Below are 21201 nucleotides of genomic sequence, written 5' to 3' on the forward strand. Positions count from 1 at the left end.
TTCGTGCCCGTTTCCGGGCAGGGCGCAACGCCGCCCGGCGGACGTGCCGCCGGGCGGGTGGCGCGGACTGGATCAGTGGCGGGTCACCAGACGGTGTAGCCGCCGTCGACGACGAGGTCGGTGCCGGTGCAGAAGGCGGCCGCGTCGGAGGCCAGGAAGACGACCGCCGGGGCGATCTCGGCGGGCGTGGCGACCCGGTTCATCGGGGTGCCCGCGAGCCAGGCGCGGCGCCACTCCTCGTTGTCCATCCCGCGCTGGGTCAGTTCGGTGCCGACGTAGCCGGGGGAGACGGAGTTGACCCGGACGCCGCGGCCGGCCCATTCGCCCGCCAGTGACTTCGTGAGGTGGATGACGCCCGCCTTCGCCGCGTTGTAGGCGGCCTGCGGCTGCGGGAAGTTGCTGATGTGCCCGCTCATGCTGCCGGTGTTGACGATGCTCCCGCCGCCCTGGGCGAGCATCCGGGAACCGGCGGCGCGGCAGCAGTGGAACACCCCGTCGAGGTTGACGGCGAGCACCTTGCGCCAGTCGCCGTCGGACAGCGACTCGCTGGGGTGGTTGTGCACGATGCCGGCGTTGTTCACGGCGATGTCGATCCGCCCGGCGGCGCTGACGACGTGGTCGAACGCGGCTTCCACGGCGGCGGAGTCGGTGACGTCGGCGGCGACGAACTCGACGCCGAGCCGCTCGGCGGTGGCCTTGCCGGCTTCGTCGTTGATGTCGCAGATGAACACCCGGGCGCCGGAGTCGCGCAGCCCGGTGACGATGGCTTCGCCGATGCCCTGGGCGCCGCCGGTCACGATCGCCGTGCGGCCGGCCAGGGAGAACACCGGCAGGGTCGGGCTGGTCATCGGTCACCTCGCGGGGTCGTGGACGGGCGTGCGGTGGGTGCGGTCCCGCAGTCGCGGACGTCGTAGGTGCCGTCGGCGCGGCCGACGACCATCTCGTCCGCGATTCCGGTGAACAGGCCGTTCTCCACCACGCCGGGGATCCAGTTCAGCTGCGCGTCGATCGCCAGCGGGTCGGCGATGGACTTCAGGTGGGCGTCGATGAGGTAGTTGCCGCTGTCGGTGACGACCGGCGCCCCGTCACGGGTGCGCAGCGCCAGTTCGGCGGCGGGAAGGCCGAGTTTGTCCAGCAACCGGGCGATCGAGCGTTTCGTGGACTCCCACTCGTACGGGATGACCTCGATCGGCAGCGGGAACGCGCCCAGCGCCGGGACGACCTTGCTGTCGTCCACCACCGCGACCATCCGGTCCGACGCGTCGGCCACGATGCGTTCCCACAGCAGGCAAGCGCCGCCGCCCTTGATCATGGCGCCGTCGTGGTCGATCTCGTCGGCACCGTCGATCGTGAGGTCCAGCCGGACCGCCTCGGCGAGCGTGGTCAGCGGCACGCCGACCTCCATCGCGAGATCCCGGGTGGCGGTGGAGGTGGGCACCCCGACGACGTCGAGGCCGTCGGCCACCGCCTTGCCGAGCGCGCGCACGAACCAGTGCGAAGTGGTTCCCGAACCCAGGCCCAGCTTCATCCCGTCGTGCACGTAGGTTTCGATGGCGCCGACACCGGCCGCCCATTTCGCCCGGTCCTGGTCACTGCTCGGTTGCATGGAACTCCTTGTCCGCCAAGCCCTCGGCCAGTGCGCCGAAGGTGTCGATGGTGGTCACGCCCGGGAGCGGGTGCCCCCAGGACACGTGCCGGTAGGGCACTCCGGCGCGTTGTGCGGTGAGCGCGTCGATGCCGGTGTCGCCCACGTAGAGCGCGTCGGCGGGGGCGACGTCCAGCGCGGTGAGCGCGGCTGCGAGGTGCCCTGGGTCGGGTTTGCCCGCGGGCACCGCGTCGATGCCGACGACGACGTCGACCAGCGGGGCGAGCCCGGTGGCGGCGAGGACGTCGTGGGACAGGCCGGTGCGCTTGTTGGTGCACACCCCCACGCGGATTCCCTTGTCCCGCAACGCCTGGAGTGCTTCGTGGGCGTCGGCGTGCACGGTGGTCGCCGCGGCCGGTTCGGCCCGGTAGGCACTGGAGTAGGCCGCCAGCACCGGACCCGCGAGCGCGGGATCACCGCCGACGGCGTCGAGCGCGCCGCGGACGAGCTCCGCGGCGCCGCCGCCCAGCAGGCCGCGGACCCGATCGGCGTCGATCCCGGGCAGGCCGTGCGCGGTCAGGGCGGAGGTGAGTGCCCTGGCGATGTCCGGGGCGCTGTCGACCAGAGTGCCGTCCAGGTCGAGCACCACCGCCCGCGTCACGCCGGCACCGTTTCGGCGAACAGCGGGCGCAGGCCCTCGTACAGGTGCCGGTGCCGCTGGAAGATCTGGTCGTAGACGGCGACGGTGGCGGGATCCGGCGTGAAGGTCTGCTCCACGGCCAGCATGCCGACGGCCTCGGTGAGGTCCCGCCACCAGCCGATCCCCACCCCGGCGGCGAGCGCGGCACCGTAGGCGCCGCCTTCGGCCACCCCGGTGACGGTGACGGTTTCCCGGTTGAGGACGTCGGCGAGGATCTGCAGCCACAGCGGTTCCTTGGTCGCGCCCCCGGAGGCCACGACCCGGTCGCACGGCAGCCCGGCCTGCCGGTAGACCTCGAGGATCTCCCGCATGTTCAGCACGACGCCTTCCATCACGCTGCGCGCGATGTGGCCCAGGTGGTGCATCGGGGTGAGTCCCACCCAGCTCGCCGACGCTTCGGGGGCGACGTGCGGGGACCGTTCGCCGAGCAGGTACGGCAGGAACAACAGGCCTTCCGAGCCAGGCCCGATTTCGCGGGCGAGCTCGGACAGCCGTTCCAGGGTGACCGGGTCGGCGGCGGTGGCGGGGGCCAGCGCGTCGCGCAGCCACTGGAGGGCGCCGCCCGCGCTGAGCGACACCCCCATCACGTGCCAGCGTCCCGGTTCGTTGCCGCAGGAGACCTGCACCCGTCCACCGGGGTTGTCCGGGCACCGGGACGCGCCGCCGGCGACGATGCCCGCGGTGCCGATCGTGAACCCGACCGGTCCGGTGTCCAGCAGGCCCATCGCGGTGGTCTGGATGACCGCGTCGCCGCCGCCCCCGAACACCGGTGTGCCTTCGGGGATGTTCCACCGGGTGGCGAGGCCGGGCAGCACGGTGCCGGTGGCCTCGACGGATTCGACGACGTCGGGCAGCAGTGCGCGGTCGATGCCGAGGAGCCCCAGGAGCTCGTCGGACCAGCGGCGGTTCGCGACGTCGAACAGGCCGGTGCCGGAGGCGTCGGACACGTCGGTGGCGTACTCGCCGGTGAGCCGGAGCCGCAGGTAGTCCTTGGGGTTGAGGATGCGGCGGGTCCGGGCGAACAGTTCCGGTTCGTGCTCGCGGAACCACACGATCTTGCAGCCGGTGAAGCCGGGCAGCATCCGGTTGCGGGTCATGCGCAGCAGCTCGTCCAGACCGCCGGCGCGTTCGGTGATCCACTCGCACTCCCGCGCGGCGCGCTGGTCGTTCCACAGGATGGCCCGCCGGAGCGGTTCGCCGGTCTCGTCCAGCGCGGTCAGCCCGTGCATCTGGCCGCACAGGCCGATCCCGGTCACTTCCCGGCCGCGGTCGGGCAGGCTCGCGGTGACGGCGGCGAGCGCGTCGTCGGTGGCCGCCCACCAGTCGGTGGGGTCCTGCTCGGCCCAGCCGGGATTGGTGGTGTGCACCGGGTAGTGGCGCAGCACCTTGGCGACCACCTCACCCGACCGTGACACCGCGATGACCTTGCACGCCGAGGTACCCAGGTCGATGCCGATCAGCATGTTGTTGTCCTTTCCCGCGCGTCGTTGCGCTGTCCGGCGCGTCATCGCGCGCCGTGGCGGAGTCTCACGTGCTTGAGCTGGAGGTAGGACTCGAGGCCTTCGGGCCCGTGCTCGGAACCGAACCCGCTCTCGCGGCGGCCTCCGTAGGGCGCGTTGATGATCCCGGCGTCCACGTTGTTGATGGCGACGTTGCCGAAGTCCAGGTCGCCCGCGAGCGTGAAGGTTTCGCGGGTGTCGTTGGTGTAGGCGTACGCGGCGAGGCCGCCGGGGACGCGGTTGGCGCGGTCGATCGCGTCGGCCAGGTCGGTGAAGCGGGCGACGCCGACGGCGGGACCGAACGTTTCCTCGGTCATGACGAGCGCGTCGTCGGGCGCGTCGGCGATCACCGTGGGGCGCACGAACAATCCGGGACCGGCCAGCGGGCCGCCGCCCGCCACGATCCGCGCGCCGCGCTTGTCCGCGTCCGCGATGTGGTCGAGGGTGCGCCGGTAGGTCTCGTCCATCGTCAGCGAGCCGACGTCGGCGGACGGGTGGGCCAGCCCGTCGGCGACGGTGAGCGCGTCCGCCGCGGCCGCGAGCCCGTCGACGAACTCGTCGTAGACCGAGTCGTGCACGTAGATCCGGTTGATCGCGATGCAGATCTGGCCGGCGTTGCGGAACGCGCGGCGGGTGGCACCGCGCACCGCGTCGGGCACGTCGGCCGTGCCGGTGACGATCATGGGGCAGCTTCCGCCGAGTTCCAGGGACAGCCCGGTGATTCCGGTGACCGCCCGGTACAGCGCCTGCCCGGTGGACATCGAGCCGGTGAAGGCCACCTTCGCGATCTGGGGGTGCGCCACGAGCGCCTGCCCGGTGGAGCCGTCGCCGAACACGATGTTGGCCACGCCCGGGGGCAGCGTCCCGGCGAGACACTCCGACAGCACCTGGGCACAACCGGGGGTGTACTCCGACGGCTTGAGCACGATCGTGCAGCCGGCCGCGACGGCGCCGGCGAGCTTCCAGCCGATGAGTTCGATCGGGTAGTTCCACGGCACGATCCCCGCGACGACGCCGAGGGGTTCCTTCTCCACGATGCTGGTGAACCCGGGCGCGTCGTTCGGGATGGTGCGGCCGTAGACGCGGGTGGCCTCTTCGGCGTAGTAGTGCAGCGCGGCGATGAACTTGCGGACTTCGCCGCGCGCCTCGTCCAGGGGCTTGCCCTGCTCGCGCGTGATCGCGGTGGCGAGGTCGTCCACCCGGCCGGCGCAGGCTTCCGCGAGCCGGTGCAGGCACGCGGCGCGCTCGGCCGGGACGGTGCGGCGCCAGCCGCGGAAGGCGTCGGCGGCGGCGCGGACTGCCGCGTCGACCTCGGCGGCGGTGGAGCGCGGGGCTACCGCGACCACCTCGCCGGTGGCGGGGTTGGTCCGGTCGATTCCCGGTCCCGTGGTGTCCCGCCAGGTTCCCGCGACGAAGTTCCGGCAGACGAGCACGGGCTCATCGGGCTGCATTGCCTCAACTCCCTGATGCGCGCGGACTCTCGCCGCGCAGGCGGTGCGATCTTTGTATGATAATCGGACCTTAGAGCGGGAGTCGCGTGTCGCGCAAGAGGGTGATCGCGCCGGTTCAGGTGCGGGTGGGGATCGGCTGCTTCTCCGCCAGCAGGCGGTCCCGGTGCCGCATGACGCGGCGCAGGTGGTTCTCGGTGGCGAAGCGGGCACGGGAGGGGTCGCCGGCGGCGATGGCCTCGGCGATCTGGACGTGCTCCTCCAGCGTGTTGGCCGCTTCGGAGGGGTAACCGGGCCCGGTGCGGTAGGTGTCCCGCAGGAACCCGTTGAGCGGGCCGATCACCAGTGAGAAGAACGGGTTTCCGCTCGCCTGCGCCACGATTTCGTGGAACCGCAGGTCGGCGTCCAGGAATTCGTCGCGGGCCTCGGGCCGGTCCAGTGCGTCGGCCAGTCGCCGGTTCGCGTCCTCGAGGTCGGCGAGGTGCTGCTCGGTCCGCCGGGCCGCGGCCAGCTGCGCCATCTCGACCTCGAGCACCAGGCGCAGTTCGAGGAGCTGGGCGAACGAGCCCTCGCTGCGCCGCATCAGCAGGCCGTACTGCTCCGCGATCAGCCGTCCGTCCAGCTCGGCGACCGTCATGCCGCGTCCGGGCTTCACCGTGACCAGTCCACGCTGGATCAACAGCCGGGCCGTTTCCCGCACCACGGTGCGCGAGACGTCGAAGCGGCGGGCGAGCTCGGCTTCCGTCGGGAGGCGCTCGCCCGGCGCCAGCCGCACGATCTCGTCCTGCAGCTTGTCCGCGAGCGTTTCCGACAGGCGCTTGTGGAGTGCTTCGGCCATTCGGCGATCGTACGACAAAGCAGGCGGGTTGCGGCGCGCCGCGCCGCCTGTGTGGCGATGGAACCGGTGCGTTGACGGCATCTTTGTACGATGATAGGACATTGATGGCGCCCGTGTGGGCGCGACGAGGAGGGCTGTCAATCCATGAACCTGCACGCCTACGCCGGGGCCGTGCTCCCCGCCGACGCCGAGCGGGCCACCCTGGTGGCCCGCGTGTTCGACCCCGCGGTCGGCGGGCCGTGCGTCGCGGCGATCCGGGGTGACCGCGCCGTGGACCTCACCCACGTCGTTCCGACGGTCTCCGAGCTGCTGGACCGGCCCGACGCGGTCTCGATAGTCCGCGGGCACGAGGGCGGCGGTCACTGGGAGCTGTCCGCGCTGATCGACGCCACCCTGCGGCGCGACCGGACCGCCCCGCACCTGCTGGCCCCGGTCGACCTGCAGGTCGTCAAGGCGGCCGGCGTGACGTTCGTCCGCAGCATGCTCGAGCGCGTGATCGAAGAGCGCGCGAAGGGAGACCCCGCCCGGGCCGAGGAGATCAGGTCCCGCATCGCCGAGGTGGTCCGCGGCCGGATCGCCCAGCTGCGGCCCGGATCGCCGGAGGCGGCCCGGGTCAAGGAGGTGCTGGCCGAGGAGGGCCTGTGGTCCCAGTACCTCGAGGTCGGCATCGGTCCGGACCCGGAGATCTTCACCAAGGCGCCCGTCCTGTCCGCGGTCGGCACCGGCGCCGAGATCGGCGTGCTGGCCCGCTCGACCTGGAACAACCCGGAGCCCGAGCTGGTGCTCGCGGTCAGCTCGTCCGGCACGCCGGTGGCCGCGACCCTGGGCAACGACGTGAACCTGCGCGACTTCGAGGGGCGCAGCGCGCTGTTGCTCACCGAGGCGAAGGACAACAACGCCTCCTGCGCGATCGGCCCGTTCCTGCGGCTGTTCGACGACGGCTTCACGCTGGACGACGCGCGAGCCACCGAGGTGGCGCTGGACATCACCGGCGGCGACGGGTTCACCCTGCACGGCGTGAACCCGGTGAGCGAGATCAGCCGGGACCTCACCGACCTGATCCGGCACGCGCACGGCGCCCACCACAGCTACCCCGACGGGTTCGTCCTGTTCACCGGCACGATGTTCGCGCCGACCGAGGACCGCGGCGAGCCGGGGCAGGGCTTCACCCACCGGCAGGGCGATGTCGTCGCGATAAGCTCGCCCGCGCTGGGCACGCTGGTCAACGTCGTCACCACCGCGGAAGCGGCCGAGGACTGGACCTTCGGCATCCGGGCGCTGATGGCCAACCTCGCCGGGCGCGGCCTGCTGCGGAGCGCGGCGGAGGTGGTCTCGTGACCCGGGTGGTCGTCACCGATCACGCCTTCGGCGGGGTGGCGGACGAGGCGGCCGTGGCCGAGCGCTTCGGCGCGGAGTTCACGGTGCACGCCTGCCGCAGCGAGGACGAGACGATCCAGGCGGTGGCCGGCGCCGACGTGGCGTTCGTGAACTTCGCCCCGGTGACCGACGCGGTGCTCGCGGCGATGGCGCCCGGCGCGACGGTGATCCGCTACGGCATCGGCTACGACAACGTGGACGTCGCCGCGGCCGAGGCGCGCGGGATCTCGGTGGCCACGGTGCCGGACTACGGCAGCGACACCGTCGCCGACCACACCGTCGCCCTGCTGCTGACCCTGCTCCGCAAGATCCCGGCCTACGACCGGCGGATCCGCGAGACCGGCTGGTGCGCCCCGAGTGATCTCGGCTCGATTCCCGGCTTCGCCGACACCACGGTCGGACTGGTCGGCCTGGGCCGGATCGGGCTCGCCGTGCACCGCAGGCTCGCCGCGTTCGGGTTCCGCGTGCTCGCCCACGACCCCTACGCCGAGCCCGCCGACGGGCTCACCGTCACCGACCTGGACACGCTGCTGCGCGAGTCGCACGCCGTCTCGCTGCACGCACCGCTGACCCCGCGGACGCGGCACCTGCTCGGCTCCGCGGCGTTCGCCCGGATGCGCGAGGGTGCGGTGCTGGTCAACACCTCGCGTGGCGGGCTGGTCGACCACGAAGCGCTCGCCGGGGCGGTGCGGGCGGGCCGGGTCGCCGCGGCCGCGCTGGACGTCTTCGACCCCGAACCGCTCGCCGCGGACTCGCCGCTGCGCGAGCTGCCGCAGATCCTGTTCACCCCGCACGCCGCGTTCTATTCGGACAGTTCGCTGGCCGCGCTGCAACGGCTGGCCGCGGAGGAGGCCGAACGGGCGCTGGCCGGGAAACCGTTGCGCTGTCCCGTGACCGGAGGAGGTGGCCGATGAGCCGCGCTGTCGATCCCCGCACCGGAGCCGCGATCGGCCCGGAAATCGCCGACACCACACCGGAGGAGATCCGCGAGGTGTGTTCGCGGGCGGCGCAGGCCGCGCCGTGGCTGGGCGGGCTCTCCTTCCCGGAGCGCGCCGCGCTGCTCGCGGATCTCGGCCAGGCCCTGCGCGACCACTCCGGCGAGCTGGTGGCGCTGGCCGATGCCGAGACCGCGCTCGGCGTGCCGCGCCTGACCGGCGAGCTCGCCCGCACCGCCGCGCAGTTCGACCTGTTCGCGGAGGTGCTCCGGGACGGCGCGTTCTGCGAGGCCACCCTCGACAGCCCGAACCCGGAGGCGGTGCCCCCGCACACCGACCTGCGCCGCATGCTCGTCCCGCTGGGGCCGGTGGCGGTCTTCGCCGCGTCCAACTTCCCGTTCGCCTTCTCGGTGGCAGGCGGTGACACGGCGAGCGCACTCGCCGCCGGCTGCCCGGTCGTCGTCAAGGCGCACCCCGGGCATCCGGGGCTGTCGGTGCGCACCGCGGAGATCCTGGCCGGCGCCCTGTCCGCGGTCGGCGCCCCCGAGGGCGTGCTGACCCTGGTGCACGGCGAGGCGGCGGGCCGGGCCCTGGTGGCGGATCCGGCGGTCACCGCCGTCGCGTTCACCGGCTCACCCGGCGGTGGCCGGGCCCTGTTCGACGTCGCCATGTCGCGTCCCGACCCGATCCCGTTCTACGGCGAGCTGGGCAGCATCAACCCGGTCGTCGTCACGGCCGCCGCGGCCGCGGCCCGGCCGGACGAGATCGCGGACGGTCTGGCGGGCAGCGCGATGCTCGGCAGCGGGCAGTTCTGCACCAAGCCCGGTCTGGTGTTCGTGCCCGAGGCGGCCGGTCTGCCCGGCCGGGTGGCGGAGCGGGTGGCCGCGGCGGAGGTCGGCCCGCTGCTCACGGCACGGATCGAGGGCGGATTCCGCGAAGGCCTGCGACGACTGCTGAAGGTTCCGGGAGTGCGCGCCCTGCTGGACGGGCCGGAGCAGGACGGCGGCGGGCACCGGGTGGCCCCGCAGGTGGTGACCGCCGACGCCCGGACGTTCCTGGCCAACGCCGCCGTCCTGACCGAGGAGTGCTTCGGCCCGGTGACGGTGCTCGTCACCTACTCGACGGAGGAGGAACTCGCGGCCGCGCTCGGCAGGGTCCCGGGGTCGCTGGCGGGCACGGTGCACGCCGAGCCGGACGACCCCGCTGCCGCTTCCGTGGTGGCGGCGCTCGGAGCCAGGGTGGGACGCCTCATCCACAACGGCTGGCCCACGGGGGTGGCGGTGACGTGGTCGCAGCACCACGGCGGCCCGTGGCCCGCGACGACGGCGGTCCTGCACACGTCGGTGGGCGCCACGGCGATCCGGCGGTTCCTGCGCCCCATCACCTACCAGGACGTGCCCGAGCAGCTGCTGCCCGCCGCACTCCGCGACGGCAACCCGCTCGGCATCCCGCGCCGGGTCGACGGCGTGCTGACCACCGACGGGCGGGCCGGGCGGAGGGGCTGACTTGCTGAGCACCCCCGGACCGTCAACTACCGCAAGGCGACGTCGTGGCTGCGCCGATCGCACTTCGGTGGCGCGGCTGGCTCTCGGGCGGGGGAGCGGAGGTCGGCGGACCACGAGGCAATGAGAAACCGAGCGGCCGATGCTGAGACCCGGTTGAGAGGTCTTCAGGTCGGGGTGGAGGCGGGCGTTTGATCCCGTGGCGTTTTGGTGGACGGGTTTGGTAGGGCGGTCGGGCTGCGGTTGTTTCGTAGGTTGCTGGGCTTTGGTAGTTGAGGCTGGAGTGGCGGCGGTTCGGGTGGGCCAGGTGTGGTGGTGGAGTAGTTCGGTTTTGAGGGTGGCGAAGAAGGACTCGGCGGTCGCCGAGGACCTGCGGTTCCAGTTCGACGACCCGCAGGTTCGCCACAACGGACTGGTACTCGAATCCGAAGTGGACGGTGCCGGGCCGGTCAAGTTCGCCGCGCGTCCCCCCGCCCGTCGTTCGTCCGTCCAGGGCGCGGCCTACGTCGAATCGACCTTCAGTACTGGATCACTGCGGGCGTCACCCTCTTCGCCGTGGCGCTGATGCCCGTTCACCGGACGGCTCGCCGACCGCGTCGGCACGTTCAAGGTCGCCGCGATCGGGCTCGCCGGGTACGCGATCGTCACCTACCCCGCGTTCCTGCTGATGGACATCGGCAACCTCGGGCTGGCCGCTCTCGGCTACGTCGCGATCATGGTGAACATGCCCTCCGGCAGGTCGCCTCGTTCACCCTGACGCCCCGCCTGTTCCCCGACGAGGTCCGCTACACCGGCACCGCGCTGGCCACCAACATCTCCGTCGTCATCGCCGGCGGCACCGCGCCCGCGGTAGGCGTCAGCGTGCACCAGGCGCACCGCGCCTGACTGCCGCAGCGCGTACTCCAGTTCGCGAGCCCGGTGGGCGGGGTTGGCCGTGACCAGCACCATCCCGTCCAGGCTGATCCCCTGCTCCCGGATTGACTCAACGCCGCGCGTTTCATAGACCCGGACCGACTCGGGCTGGCGCATCGTTCCGGCCGGTGCCTATGAGTCCCGCGGGCGGCGCGAGGCGAGACCCTTGCAACTTTGGTCCGACAATTCTAAAGTCGGACCCAATTAGGCGAGGGGGCACTCCCGCGGAGGCGAGCACATGTCAACGGTGACCGTGCAGGACCGCTACGGCGATGACGACATCCGGGCCTTCTATCAGGCGGGCTACTGGCAGGAGGGCGGCCTGGCCCAGCTGGCCGACGAACGTGCCCGCTCCCACGGCGACAAGGTTTTCGTGTCGGACGGGACGTCGGCGCGAACCTACGCGGCCGTCCGTGACCAGGCGGCCGGCCTCGCGGCGGGGCTGCGCCGGCTGGGTGTCGGACGGGGTGATCGCGTCGCGGTGCAGCTGCCGAACTGGACCGAGTTCGCGGTCATCGCACTGGCCGTGAGCAGGCTCGGGGCGATTCTCGTGCCGATCATGCCGATCTACCGGGGCGCCGAGGTCGGCTACGTCCTTCGCCACGCCGGCGTGAAGGTCGCGATCACCTGTGCGGAGTTCAAGGGGTTCGACCACCTCGGGATGTTCCGCGGGCTCCGGGCCGAGCTGCCGGACCTGGAGGAACTGGTCGTCGTCCGCGGTGCGGGCGCCGTCGCCCTCGACGAGTTGATGGACGTGCCGGACGCCGACGTGACGGCGCCGCCCTCGCCGGACGAGCCGTTCCTCATCGTCTACACCTCCGGCACGACCTCCCGGCCGAAGGGCTGCCTGCACACGGTCAACACCCTGCGCGCGAGCGCCGCGGCGATCGCGAGGAGCGTGCGTTACACCGAGGACGACGTCCAATTCGGACCGTCGCCGATCACCCACAGCACCGGGCTCGTCACCAGCGTCGTGCTGCCGATGCTGGCCGGGGCGTCGTCGCACCTCATGGAGGCGTGGGAACCCGAGGAAGGCTTGCAGCGCATCGCCAAGCACGGGTGCACGGCGGCGGTGACCGCGACACCGTTCCTGCAGATGCTCACCGCCGCCTACGACCCGGACCGCCACGACGCGAGCAGCCTGCGGCTGTGGGTGTGCGCGGGCTCGCCGATCCCGGGCACGATCGTGCATCGGGCGAGTGAGCAGTTCCAAGGCTGCCGCGTGCTGAGCCTCTACGGCCGGTCGGAGAACTTCCTCACGACCATGTGCACGGTCGACGACCCGCCGGAGCGGTCCGCCACCTCGGACGGCGCGGCGCTCGCCGGGGCGTCGGTCAAGATCGTCGACGCGCTGGGCGAGGAGGTGCCGCGCGGCACCGAGGGCGACATCGCCTACCGCGGGCCCAGTCACATGCTGCAGTACTACCGCGACCCGGAACAGACCGCGGCGCTGTTCACCGCGGACGGCTACTCGCGGTCCGGCGACCTGGGCTACATGGACCCCGACGGCTACGTTCGCGTCACCGGCCGGCTCAAGGACATCGTCATCCGCGGCGGGCTCAACATCAGCGCCCGCGAGCTGGAGGATCTGCTTGCCGACCACCCGTCGGTCGACCAGGTCGCCGTTGTCGGCATGCCCGACGAGCGGCTGGGCGAGCGGGTCTGTGCCTACGTCGTGCCGGCCGCGGGCCGGGAACCGACGCTCGACGAGCTCACCGGATACCTGCGCGGGCGCGACCTGGCGACCCCGAAACTGCCCGAACGGCTGGAGCTGGTCGAGAAACTGCCGCTCACCGCAACCGGCAAGGTGCGCAAGCACCTGCTGCGTGAGGACATCCGGGCCAAACTCGCCGAGCCAGGGCCGTGAGCCCGGAGCTCCTGCGCGCCGTGCTCGAACAGGCCCCGGTCATCGCCGGGACCGGCCGGGTGCGGCTGGTGAACGCCGGTCCGCCGATCCGGGACGGCGAGTTCGCCGTTCCCCTCGGCAGAACCGCCGCCCTGGTCGTGGACGGCGCGGACGGGGACGCGCTCGACCGCCTTGTCGCGCTCGCCGAGGTCGTCCGCGCGGCGGTCGCCGAGCACGAGGCGCGATCCGCGGAACTGGCCGCCGAACGACACCTCGGTGCCCTGGTGGGCGTCCCCGGCGGTCTGGCCGCGCTGGTCCGCTGCTGCGCCGAGCTGACCGGCAAGGTGACCGTGCTCTACGACGTGCGGGACCGGATGGTCGCCTCGGCGAGCCCGCCCGGCGCGAGCCCGATCCGGATGCGCTCACTCGACGAGATCGGCGTCCGCGAAGGTCTTGCGCCCGCCCGGCTCGACGGCCTCACCCACCGCCACCTCGTCGTCCCGGCCACCCATCGCGACGAAACGTTCGGCAGGCTCGTCCTGGTCGAGCACCCGTCCGCGTTCCGGCCCGCCGACCGGACGATCGCGCACCGGGCGGCCGGCCACCTGGGCACCGAGTTCGCCCTGCAGCGGCGGGTCGCCACGGTCGCCTGGAACGCCCGCTCGTCGCTGGCCCGCCAGCTCGTCCGCGGCTCGTCCACCATGGACGACCTGCGCAGCAGCGGTGAATACCTCGGCGTCGACGTCCGTGCCCGGCGCGTGCTGGCGTACGTGCTCGGTTCGCCCGCCGACGAGCAGGCGCTGGCCGCCGAGGTCGAGGAGATCCTCGGCGCCGAGGTGCTGGGCACCCGCGGTTCGGAAGGCGTGCTCCTGCTCGTCGAGGCAGGGGACGGGCCGGTGGTGCGGCGGGTGAAGGCGGCGGTCCGGCGGGCCACGCGCCGGACGCTGGGGCAACTGGCGGTGGGGGTGTCGTCGGTGTGCGAACCCGGCGCACTGGCCCGCGCCTACCGGGAAGCTCGCGAGGTCGCGCACTGCGTCCACCGGTTCGTCGGGCCGGACTCGCCGCGGATCCTGGCCGTCGACGACCTCGGCCCGGCGCGGCTGTTCGTCGCCAACAGCGCGGTCGGGGCCGTGCGCGCCTACGTCGACGACGTCCTCGGCCCACTGCTCACCGCTGACGCTGCGGATCTGTTGTGGACGGTGCAGCAGTACTTCGACGCCGGGCGCAGTGTGCGGGTGTCGGCGTCCCGGCTGGGCGTGCACGAGAACACCGTGCGCCTGCGCCTGGCCCGGGTCCGGCAGGCAACCGGCCTCGACGTGGCGGCGGATGCGGGCGACCAGCTCACCGTCCAGACCGCGTTGCTGGTGCTCCGCCTGCAGGGGCATCCCGCACTGCCCGCCTTCGACGAGGGCGGGCTCGACGAGGAGGGAAGGAAGACCGCGTGAGCGAGGACCGGAAGGTGAAGGCGCTGGTGACCGGCGCCGCCCGGGAAGGCGGTATCGGGGCGGCCATCGTGCGCAGGCTCGAAGCCGACGGGATGACCGTGGAGACGCTGGACCGCGAACCCGGGTGCACCTATCAGGCCGACATCGCCACGGGCGAGCTGCCACCGCTGGACGACATCGACGTCTACGTCGGCAACGCCGGCCTCACCACGATGTTCGGCTCGGCGCACGGGTTCTCGATCGACCGGTGGGAAAAGGATCTCGCGGTCAACCTCACCGGTACCTTCCGGGTGCTGCAGGCGTGCCTGCGCGGGATGCGGGAACGCGGATTCGGTCGCATCGTGGTCGTGTCGAGCACGGCCGGCACCCAGGGCCTGCCCGGGCAGGTCTCCTACAGCACCAGCAAGGCCGGGCTGCTGGGCATGGTCAAGACGGTCGCCGCCGAGAACGTCACAACCGGGGTCACCGCCAACGCCGTGCTGCCCGGCATGACCGCCAGCTCGGGGGTGCTGTCGATGCCGCCGGAGATCGTGGACGCGTGGAACGAGAGCATGCCCGGCGGTCTGGTCCGGCCGGAGGACATCGCCGGCGCGGTCGCGTTCTTCGCCTCGCCCAGGACCTCCCGCGTCACTGGGCAGATCCTGACCGTCGACGGTGGCGACGAGCTCAACACTCGCTCGGTCACCTCGACGATGGTGCGGCGGTGAGCATGCGCGCGTTCGTGATGACCGAGCTGACCGGGCCTTCCGGCGGCGCGGAGGCCGACGTGCCCGAGCCTGTGGGCGCCCATCCGTGGGCGGACGGGGAACGCCTCCTGATCGACGTGCACGCGGCCGGGGTGTCGTTCCCGGATCTGTTGCAGACCCGTGGGCAGTACCAGCACGGCTCGCCACCGCCCTACGTCGCCGGTGGGGAGGCCGCCGGTGTCGTACTGGAGGCGCCGCCGGGGTCCGGTTTCCGGCCGGGCGACCGGGTGGCGAGCCTGACCGTGTGGGGTGCGCTCGCCGAGCGGGCCCTGGGGATTCCCCGGTACACGGTCAAGTTGCCCGACGACTTCGACTTCGTCTCGGGGGCGGCGTTGTACCTCAACTACGCGACTGCGTGGTTCTCCCTGCACCGGGTGAACTTCACCAAGGGCGAGGACGTGCTGGTACACGGTGCGTCCGGTGGTGTCGGCACCGCGGCGGTCCAGCTGGTGCGGGCACTGGGCGGGCGCCCCATCGCGGTGGTGTCCACTTCGGACAAGGCGTGCGTGGCCCGGGAAGCGGGCGCAGCGGAGGTCGTGCTGAGCGACGAAGGCTGGGTCGCCCGGGTCCGCGAACTCACCGGCGGGCTGGGTGTGCCGGTGGTGGTCGATCCGGTGGGAGGCGACCGGTTCACCGATTCCCTGCGTTGCCTCGACGTCGGTGGCCGGTTGGCGGTCGTGGGGTTCGCGGCGGGGGAGATCCCGAAGGTCAAGGTCAACCGGCTGCTGTTGCGGGATCTCAGTGTGGTCGGTGTGGCACTCGATCCGTACGTGGCCAGGTTTCCGGAGATGGCGCGGACGCTGGCCGCCGAGCTGGAACGGCTTGCGGCGAGTGGCGAGCTGCGCCCGCTGGCCGGGCACGTGCTGCCGCTGGAGTCGGCGCGTGAGGCGCTGGAGCTGATCGACACGCGGCGCGCGGTCGGCAAGGTGGTCGTGACGATCCGTTAGTTGATCAGGACGCCGCCGTCGACGGGGAGGCTCACACCCGTGATGTAGGCGGCGGCGTCGCTCGCCAGGAAGACCGCGGCCGCTGCCACGTCGCCGGGGTCGCCGATGCGGCCCAGCGGGATCTTCGCGTCGATCACCTTGCGCCGGTAGCGGTCGCTGTAGTGTGCGGTGGCTTCGGAGGGGAAGACGCCGGGCAGCAGGGCGTTGACCCGGATGCCGCGCGAGCCCCACTGCGCGGCCAGGTCCCGCGTCAGCCCCAGCAGCCCCGCCTTGCTCGCGCTGTAGGCGGCGGCCGGCATCTTCGCCGTGGTCAACGCCATCACGCTGGAGATGTTGACCACCGACGATCCGGGTTCCATCACCCGGCCGCACGCCTGTGCCATCCAGTACGCGCCGTGCAGGTTCAGATCGACCACCGACCGGAAGTGCTCCGGCGCGTCCTCGGTCGCGGGGTGGTAATCGCCGCCGGTGCCGGCGTTGTTGATCAGCACGTCCACCCGTCCGAACGCGTCCATCCCGGCGGCGACGAGCCGCTCGCAGTCCCCGACCGCCGTCACGTCGGTGCGCACGGCCACCGCTTTCGTCGCCACGGCTCCGGCGGTCTCGCGGAGCCGGCCTTCCCGGCGGGCGCCGAGGACGAGGTTCGCGCCCGCGTCGGCCAGGGCGTGTGCGAAGGCCACCCCGAGCCCGGAGGAGGCGCCGGTGACGACGGCGACCTTGCCGTCGAGGCGGAAACGGTTCATCCTCCGCTTCTAACACGGCGACCGCGATCGGTTCGAGCGCGCGGCACGAGGCCACTGTGGAAATCTCCACCGCCGCCTCGCCCGTTCCTTGCCTCGCTGCAGGGCGTGGCCGCACAGTGAACCGGTGCCGGAACTCGATCACGACGACGTTCTCCGCCGGGCCGCGCGACACTGGCCCGGTGGCCGGCTGCTCGGCCTGCGCCGGTTGCCCGGCGGGGTTTCCAGCCTCACGTTCTCCTCGGTGCTGAGCCGCCCGGACCACCCCGACGTCCCGGTCGTGCTGAAGGTCGCCCCGCCGGGGCTGGCGCCCGTGCGCAACCGGGACGTGCTGCGCCAGGCGCGCGTCCTGCGGCGGCTCGCGGGGACCGCGGTGCCGGTGCCGGCGGTGCTCGCCGAGGACGCCGGGGACCCGCCGTTGTTCGTGATGAGCCAGGTGCCGGGGGAGTCCTACGAGCCGCTGCTCGACGTCGCCGTCAACCCGCCGACCCCGGGGGTGATCGCCGCCCGCGCCCGCGGGGCCGCGCGCACACTGGCCCGGATCCAGGGCGTTGCCGTCACCGAGCCGGCCACACCGTTGCGTGCGGAGCTGGACCGGTGGGCTCGTTTGCTCGACACGGTCGAGCCGGACATCGCCCCGCGCCACGCGCGCCTCTACCGGGAGCTGTCGGCCCGGACCCCGGACCCGGTGGAACCGTGCCTGCAGCACGGCGACTACCGGCTTGCCAACATGCTGTTCACCGGCGAGCGGCTCACCGCCGTGATCGATTGGGAGATCTGGTCGGCCGGCGACCCGCGGATCGACCTGGCGTGGCTGCTCATGCACACCCGCCCGCCGCACCGCTTCCACGAGCACCGCGACGACGCGAACGTCGAGGCGGGCCGCGGAATGCCCGCATGCGAGGAGTTGCTGGCCGAGTACCGGCGCATCCGTCCCGGCGAGGTGGCGGACTTGTCGTGGTTCCTGGCGTACTGCCACTACAAGACGGCGGCGACGCTGGCGGTGTTCGTCAAGCGCAACCGGCGCAGCGCCGACCCGGATCCGCAGCTCGTCGTGGCCGCGCGCGGCTTGGGTGAGGTCGTCGAGCGGGGGCGCGCCCTGCTGGCTCAGTCGAAGTAGGCGATGAGCGATTCGGCCACGCACGCCGGCTTGGCGTGGCCCTCGATCTCGAACGTCTGGGTCAGGGTGAAGCGGGTTCCGCCGGTGATCTCCGTGGCGCCGGTGAGGTGGGCGACCATGCGGACGCGGGAGCCCGCCGGCACCGGGGAGAGGAACCGGACCCGCTCGAAACCGTAGTTCAGCCCGAGCGAATGCCCGCGCATCGTGTAGATCTCGTACAGGAATTTGGGGCCTAGCGACAGCGTGTAGAGCCCGTGCGCGATGGTGCCGCCGAACCCGGCTGCCGCGCCGCGGGCCGGATCGAGGTGGATGTCCTCGAAGTCGTCGCTGGCCGCGGCGAAGGCGTCGATCCGGGCCTGGGTCACCTCGTGCCAGGCGCTGGTGCCCAGTTCGGTGCCGACGAGGGCGCGCAGCTCCGCGACGCCGGTGATGGTTCGCATGGCACGACACAAGCACAGGTGCCGCTGCCGGGGCGAGCGGCGGGCTGGAGGAGTCCACAGTGGCCTGCGTGGTCGCACTGGGTCAGGGAGGTGGTTCTTCCTAGCGTGGCGGGAAAGCCCGGTGACGAGAGGTCGTGTCATGGAGTGGTCCGTGCCCGCTGATGTCGAACAGTTCGTGAAGGATCTCGACGTGTTCATCGAGTCCGGGATCCGGCCCTTGGAGGCGGCGAACCCGGACCTGTTCGACCACCGCCGGGAGTTCACCCGGACCGATCTCGACCGCGGCGGCATCCCGACCCGGCGGTGGCGCGAGCTGATGCTCGAAGCGCGGCGACGCGCGGATGCGGCCGGTTTCTACCGGTACCCGCTTCCTGCGGCGCTCGGCGGGCGTGACGGAACGAACCTGGCGATGGCGGTCATCCGTGAGCACCTCGCCGGTCTCGGTCCGGGGCTGCACGCGGAGCTCAGCCACGAGGCGTCGGTGGTGGCGAACCTGCCGCTGGCGCTGGTGCTGCACGAGTACGGCACGCCCGAGCAGCGCGAGCGGTACCTGGAACGGTTGATCCGCGGAGATCTGGAGATGGCGTTCGGGCTGACCGAGCCCGGCCACGGCAGCGATGCCACCCACCTGGAGACCACCGCCCGCCGCGACGGCGACGACTGGATCATCACGGGCGTCAAGCGGTTCAACAGCGTGGTCGACGTGGCCGAGGTGGACCTGGTGTTCGCCCGCACGTCCGGCCGGCACGGCAAGGCCGAGGGCATCACGGCGTTCCTGGTGCCCACGGACGCGCCCGGCTTCGAGATCCCGTACTACCACTGGACGTTCTCGATGCCGAGCGACCACGCGGAGGTGCGTTTGGACGGGGTGCGGGTGCCCTCGTCCGCCGTGCTCGGCGAGGTCGGGCGCGGGCTGGACTGCGCGCAGCTGTTCGTCCACGAGAACCGCATCCGGCAGGCGGCGTCCTCACTCGGGGCGGCGCAGTTCTGCATCGACGAGAGCGTGCGGTACGCGAAGGAGCGGGTCGTGTTCGGCAAACCGTTGCACGAGCACCAGGGCATCCAATGGCAGCTGGTCGAACTGCAGACCGACGCCGAACTGCTGCGCAACACCCTGTACAAGACGGCGTGGCTGATGGACACCCACGGCCGCACCGGGGTGACGGACAAGGTGTCGATGGTGAACCTGCGCGGCAATCAGCTCGCCTGCCGCGCGGCCGACCGGGCGATGCAGATCCACGGCGGGGTCGGGTACACACGGCACAAGCCGTTCGAGTTCATCTACCGGCACCACCGGCGCTACCGCATCACGGAGGGCTCGGACGAGCTGCAGTTGCGGCGCATCGCGGGCTCGATGTTCGGCTTCCGGAAGGGGTGAGGCCGGGGCCGCCTCAGCCGCGCAGCCTGGCCAGGCCCGCGGTCGCGAAGCCGGTGATCAGGTCGGCCAGCGCCGGGGTCTGCGCCAGTTTCGCGGGCCAGTACGCGATCGAGAAGATCACCCCGAGGCAGGCTTGTGTTCCCGCGGCGATCTCGTCGGCGGCGGCGTCCGGGAAGCACCGGGCGATCGCGGTCTCCCAGCGGCCGATGTACTGGCGGCGGCGCCGGTCGAACTGGCGCTTCCACGGGTCCACCAGCGACCGGTCCTCGCGCTGGTAGATGTTCACCAGGTGCCGGTGCCCGACCGCGAACCCGACGTGGTGCCGGATCAGCCGGTCGAGGTCCTTGTCCGGGTCGTCGTGCACCGGGGCGGTCGCGCTCACCAGCTCGTCGAGTGCCTCGTTGAACAGCGCCGCGAGAATTTCGTCCTTGCCCGAGAAGTGCCGGTACAGGGCCGGTCCGCTCAGCCCGGCGCGCTTGCCCAGTTCGTCGACGCCGACGCCGTGGAACCCCTTCTCGTAGAACACGGCCGCGGCCGTGTCCAGGATCTTGCGGTCCCTGTCCACGCCGCGAATCTAGCACACCGGCGTGAACGATCGTTATTGTGAACGGATGCGCGAAGAAGCGGAGCTGGCCGGCCGGGGCAGGGCGTTGCTGAGCGAGGCGGTCGCCTTCACCGGCCCGCTCGCGGACGCCGTGATCCCGGAGGGTGACGATCCGGCCGGGGTCGACGGGGCGCTGGCGGTCCTGATCGGCGTGCTCCGCGACCATCTGCCGGAAGCCGACCGGCCCACCGCGACCGCGTTGCTTCTGGCCGAGGTCTACGCCCTACGCTCGGAGATCCGGGAGTTCCTCGGCGGTGAGCGGGTGCGCAGGCGCGACGCGCTCGAGGCCGGGCTGGCCCGCCTGCGCCGGGTTTCCGATCCGGACGAGTTGCTCGACCGCGCGTGCGAGGCGGTCGTCGAGTCGTGCGGCTTCGACCGCGTCATGCTCTCCCGCGTCGAAAACTCGCTCTGGCGACCGTGGAAGAGCTTCGCCGTGAGCCACCGGGACGCGGAACGAGCGTTCCGGCAGTGGATCCGCACCCTGCCGGAGATCCACCTCGACACCCTGGTGCTGGAGACCGAGATGGTCCGCAGGCGCGAACCGGCCATCGTGACCGATCCGCGCGCCGATCCCCGTGTCCACGAGCCGTTGCTGCGGGCATCCGGGATGAACTCCTACGTCGCCGCCCCGCTGATGCCCACCGGGCGCGTCATCGGGTTCCTGCACGCGGACTACGCGTCGCGCGCGGTGACGACACTGGACCGCGACATCCTCGGCGCCTTCGCCGACGCGTTCGGCCGCCTCTTCGAGCGGGCCGTGCTGCTGCGCCGCCTGCGGGAACAGCGCGAGCAGGTGCGCGAGGCGATGCGGAGTGTCGAGGCGGTCCTGGACGACCTGGCGAACGCCGAGATCGACCTGGCCACCCAGGCGCAGGCGCTGCGCCCGGCGCGGACGCCAGTCCGTTCCCCGGCGACGCTGGAGGCGCTGCTCACCCGGCGGGAGCTGGAGGTGCTGGCCCTGATGGCGACCGGGGCGACCAACAGTCGCATCGCCGACGAGCTGGTCATCGCCGACGGAACGGTGAAGTCGCACGTCAAGCGCATCCTGCGCAAGCTGTGCGTGGAGAACCGGGCCGAGGCCATCTCGCAGTACCTCCGCCTCACGATCGGCGACTCGGCGTTCTGAAACCAGGTCCCTG

General features: G+C 72.1%; 21 protein-coding genes. 11 read left to right on the forward strand and 10 right to left on the reverse strand.

Annotated elements, in window-relative coordinates; translation table 11 throughout:
* Positions 1 to 83: 83 nt before the first annotated feature.
* The 6 genes from ACCP09_RS02375 to ACCP09_RS02400 all read right to left on the reverse strand — a co-directional run bounded on the left by ACCP09_RS02375 (position 84) and on the right by ACCP09_RS02400 (position 6070).
* Positions 84 to 848 carry an SDR family NAD(P)-dependent oxidoreductase gene (locus tag ACCP09_RS02375; RefSeq protein ID WP_400988463.1) on the reverse strand — a complete coding sequence of 255 codons (765 nt, stop codon included), beginning with the start codon at positions 846 to 848 and terminating at the stop codon, positions 84 to 86.
* Positions 845 to 1606 (reverse strand): ribose-5-phosphate isomerase RpiA, encoded by a 762-nt coding sequence (rpiA, locus tag ACCP09_RS02380; RefSeq protein WP_433742853.1) that lies wholly within the window; start codon positions 1604 to 1606, stop codon positions 845 to 847. Before rpiA ends, ACCP09_RS02375 begins: the two co-directional genes overlap by 4 nt.
* Positions 1590 to 2246 carry an HAD family hydrolase gene (locus ACCP09_RS02385; protein WP_433742855.1) on the reverse strand — a complete coding sequence of 219 codons (657 nt, stop codon included), beginning with the start codon at positions 2244 to 2246 and terminating at the stop codon, positions 1590 to 1592. The genes rpiA and ACCP09_RS02385 overlap by 17 nt, the downstream gene beginning before the upstream one ends.
* Positions 2243 to 3748 carry a xylulokinase gene (xylB, locus tag ACCP09_RS02390; protein WP_433742857.1) on the reverse strand — a complete coding sequence of 502 codons (1506 nt, stop codon included), beginning with the start codon at positions 3746 to 3748 and terminating at the stop codon, positions 2243 to 2245. Before xylB ends, ACCP09_RS02385 begins: the two co-directional genes overlap by 4 nt.
* A 41-nt stretch (positions 3749 to 3789) precedes the next feature.
* Positions 3790 to 5235 carry an aldehyde dehydrogenase family protein gene (locus ACCP09_RS02395; RefSeq protein ID WP_433742859.1) on the reverse strand — a complete coding sequence of 482 codons (1446 nt, stop codon included), beginning with the start codon at positions 5233 to 5235 and terminating at the stop codon, positions 3790 to 3792.
* A gap of 115 nt (positions 5236 to 5350) precedes the next feature.
* On the reverse strand, positions 5351 to 6070 hold the full coding sequence (locus ACCP09_RS02400; RefSeq protein ID WP_123687440.1) for a FadR/GntR family transcriptional regulator: 720 nt from the start codon (positions 6068 to 6070) through the stop codon (positions 5351 to 5353).
* Between the two features lie 144 nt (positions 6071 to 6214).
* Between ACCP09_RS02400 and ACCP09_RS02405 the strand changes: the two genes are divergently transcribed.
* The 4 genes from ACCP09_RS02405 to ACCP09_RS02420 all read left to right on the forward strand — a co-directional run bounded on the left by ACCP09_RS02405 (position 6215) and on the right by ACCP09_RS02420 (position 10449).
* The gene (locus ACCP09_RS02405) at positions 6215 to 7408 is read left to right on the forward strand and encodes a fumarylacetoacetate hydrolase family protein (protein WP_433742861.1); all 1194 of its coding nucleotides are present in this window, start codon (positions 6215 to 6217) and stop codon (positions 7406 to 7408) included.
* Positions 7405 to 8361, forward strand: coding sequence for a C-terminal binding protein (locus ACCP09_RS02410; protein ID WP_400988471.1), 957 nt, complete (start codon positions 7405 to 7407; stop codon positions 8359 to 8361). The genes ACCP09_RS02405 and ACCP09_RS02410 overlap by 4 nt, the downstream gene beginning before the upstream one ends.
* The gene (locus tag ACCP09_RS02415) at positions 8358 to 9887 is read left to right on the forward strand and encodes an aldehyde dehydrogenase (NADP(+)) (RefSeq protein ID WP_433742864.1); all 1530 of its coding nucleotides are present in this window, start codon (positions 8358 to 8360) and stop codon (positions 9885 to 9887) included. Before ACCP09_RS02410 ends, ACCP09_RS02415 begins: the two co-directional genes overlap by 4 nt.
* 334 nt (positions 9888 to 10221) lie before the next feature.
* Positions 10222 to 10449, forward strand: a complete 228-nt coding sequence (locus tag ACCP09_RS02420) for a hypothetical protein (protein WP_433742866.1) — start codon at positions 10222 to 10224, stop codon at positions 10447 to 10449.
* Positions 10450 to 10586: 137 nt separating this feature from the next.
* Here the strand turns inward: ACCP09_RS02420 and ACCP09_RS02425 are convergent, their stop codons facing one another.
* Positions 10587 to 10913, reverse strand: a complete 327-nt coding sequence (locus tag ACCP09_RS02425) for a hypothetical protein (RefSeq protein ID WP_433742868.1) — start codon at positions 10911 to 10913, stop codon at positions 10587 to 10589.
* A gap of 121 nt (positions 10914 to 11034) precedes the next feature.
* Here ACCP09_RS02425 and ACCP09_RS02430 point away from each other — a divergent pair, with 121 nt between their 5' ends.
* Genes ACCP09_RS02430 through ACCP09_RS02445 form a run of 4 tightly spaced genes read left to right on the forward strand, consistent with a single transcriptional unit; the run spans position 11035 to position 15780 of the window.
* On the forward strand, positions 11035 to 12663 hold the full coding sequence (locus tag ACCP09_RS02430; RefSeq protein WP_433742870.1) for an AMP-binding protein: 1629 nt from the start codon (positions 11035 to 11037) through the stop codon (positions 12661 to 12663).
* Positions 12660 to 14087 (forward strand): PucR family transcriptional regulator, encoded by a 1428-nt coding sequence (locus ACCP09_RS02435; protein WP_433742872.1) that lies wholly within the window; start codon positions 12660 to 12662, stop codon positions 14085 to 14087. The genes ACCP09_RS02430 and ACCP09_RS02435 overlap by 4 nt, the downstream gene beginning before the upstream one ends.
* Positions 14084 to 14794 carry an SDR family NAD(P)-dependent oxidoreductase gene (locus tag ACCP09_RS02440; protein ID WP_433742874.1) on the forward strand — a complete coding sequence of 237 codons (711 nt, stop codon included), beginning with the start codon at positions 14084 to 14086 and terminating at the stop codon, positions 14792 to 14794. Before ACCP09_RS02435 ends, ACCP09_RS02440 begins: the two co-directional genes overlap by 4 nt.
* A gap of 2 nt (positions 14795 to 14796) precedes the next feature.
* On the forward strand, positions 14797 to 15780 hold the full coding sequence (locus ACCP09_RS02445) for an NADPH:quinone oxidoreductase family protein (RefSeq protein WP_433742924.1): 984 nt from the start codon (positions 14797 to 14799) through the stop codon (positions 15778 to 15780).
* On the opposite strand, the gene ACCP09_RS02450 is transcribed toward ACCP09_RS02445, so the two are convergent.
* Positions 15777 to 16523, reverse strand: coding sequence for an SDR family NAD(P)-dependent oxidoreductase (locus tag ACCP09_RS02450; RefSeq protein WP_433742876.1), 747 nt, complete (start codon positions 16521 to 16523; stop codon positions 15777 to 15779). The genes ACCP09_RS02445 and ACCP09_RS02450 overlap by 4 nt on opposite strands.
* Before the next feature lie 124 nt (positions 16524 to 16647).
* Here ACCP09_RS02450 and ACCP09_RS02455 point away from each other — a divergent pair, with 124 nt between their 5' ends.
* Positions 16648 to 17640 carry a phosphotransferase family protein gene (locus tag ACCP09_RS02455; RefSeq protein ID WP_433742878.1) on the forward strand — a complete coding sequence of 331 codons (993 nt, stop codon included), beginning with the start codon at positions 16648 to 16650 and terminating at the stop codon, positions 17638 to 17640.
* On the opposite strand, the gene ACCP09_RS02460 is transcribed toward ACCP09_RS02455, so the two are convergent.
* Positions 17628 to 18080, reverse strand: a complete 453-nt coding sequence (locus ACCP09_RS02460) for a MaoC family dehydratase (protein WP_123687450.1) — start codon at positions 18078 to 18080, stop codon at positions 17628 to 17630. The genes ACCP09_RS02455 and ACCP09_RS02460 overlap by 13 nt on opposite strands.
* A 151-nt stretch (positions 18081 to 18231) precedes the next feature.
* Here ACCP09_RS02460 and ACCP09_RS02465 point away from each other — a divergent pair, with 151 nt between their 5' ends.
* Positions 18232 to 19458: an acyl-CoA dehydrogenase family protein gene (locus tag ACCP09_RS02465; RefSeq protein WP_231961022.1), complete on the forward strand. Its 1227-nt coding sequence runs from the start codon at positions 18232 to 18234 to the stop codon at positions 19456 to 19458.
* 13 nt (positions 19459 to 19471) lie between these two features.
* Here ACCP09_RS02465 and ACCP09_RS02470 read toward each other — a convergent pair whose 3' ends face one another.
* Entirely contained in the window at positions 19472 to 20023 is a 552-nt protein-coding gene (locus ACCP09_RS02470; protein WP_027930256.1) for a TetR/AcrR family transcriptional regulator, read from the reverse strand.
* Positions 20024 to 20069: 46 nt separating this feature from the next.
* Between ACCP09_RS02470 and ACCP09_RS02475 the strand changes: the two genes are divergently transcribed.
* Positions 20070 to 21188, forward strand: coding sequence for a LuxR C-terminal-related transcriptional regulator (locus ACCP09_RS02475; RefSeq protein ID WP_123687453.1), 1119 nt, complete (start codon positions 20070 to 20072; stop codon positions 21186 to 21188).
* Positions 21189 to 21201: the final 13 nt, after the last annotated feature.

The organism is Amycolatopsis sp. 3B14 (assembly GCF_050958625.1).
Classification (GTDB): domain Bacteria; phylum Actinomycetota; class Actinomycetes; order Mycobacteriales; family Pseudonocardiaceae; genus Amycolatopsis_E; species Amycolatopsis_E thermoflava.

Bases quoted from the DNA above. Each gene is read 5' to 3' on its own strand.
- ACCP09_RS02375 (WP_400988463.1), bottom strand. From the start codon at position 848: ATGACCAGCCCGACCCTGCCGGTGTTCTCCCTGGCCGGCCGCACGGCG.
- rpiA (WP_433742853.1), bottom strand. From the start codon at position 1,606: ATGCAACCGAGCAGTGACCAGGACCGGGCGAAATGGGCGGCCGGTGTC.
- xylB (WP_433742857.1), bottom strand. From the start codon at position 3,748: ATGCTGATCGGCATCGACCTGGGTACCTCGGCGTGCAAGGTCATCGCG.
- ACCP09_RS02395 (WP_433742859.1), bottom strand. From the start codon at position 5,235: ATGCAGCCCGATGAGCCCGTGCTCGTCTGCCGGAACTTCGTCGCGGGA.
- ACCP09_RS02400 (WP_123687440.1), bottom strand. From the start codon at position 6,070: ATGGCCGAAGCACTCCACAAGCGCCTGTCGGAAACGCTCGCGGACAAG.
- ACCP09_RS02405 (WP_433742861.1), top strand. From the start codon at position 6,215: ATGAACCTGCACGCCTACGCCGGGGCCGTGCTCCCCGCCGACGCCGAG.
- ACCP09_RS02415 (WP_433742864.1), top strand. From the start codon at position 8,358: ATGAGCCGCGCTGTCGATCCCCGCACCGGAGCCGCGATCGGCCCGGAA.
- ACCP09_RS02425 (WP_433742868.1), bottom strand. From the start codon at position 10,913: ATGCGCCAGCCCGAGTCGGTCCGGGTCTATGAAACGCGCGGCGTTGAG.
- ACCP09_RS02430 (WP_433742870.1), top strand. From the start codon at position 11,035: ATGTCAACGGTGACCGTGCAGGACCGCTACGGCGATGACGACATCCGG.
- ACCP09_RS02445 (WP_433742924.1), top strand. From the start codon at position 14,797: ATGCGCGCGTTCGTGATGACCGAGCTGACCGGGCCTTCCGGCGGCGCG.
- ACCP09_RS02450 (WP_433742876.1), bottom strand. From the start codon at position 16,523: ATGAACCGTTTCCGCCTCGACGGCAAGGTCGCCGTCGTCACCGGCGCC.
- ACCP09_RS02460 (WP_123687450.1), bottom strand. From the start codon at position 18,080: ATGCGAACCATCACCGGCGTCGCGGAGCTGCGCGCCCTCGTCGGCACC.
- ACCP09_RS02475 (WP_123687453.1), top strand. From the start codon at position 20,070: ATGCGCGAAGAAGCGGAGCTGGCCGGCCGGGGCAGGGCGTTGCTGAGC.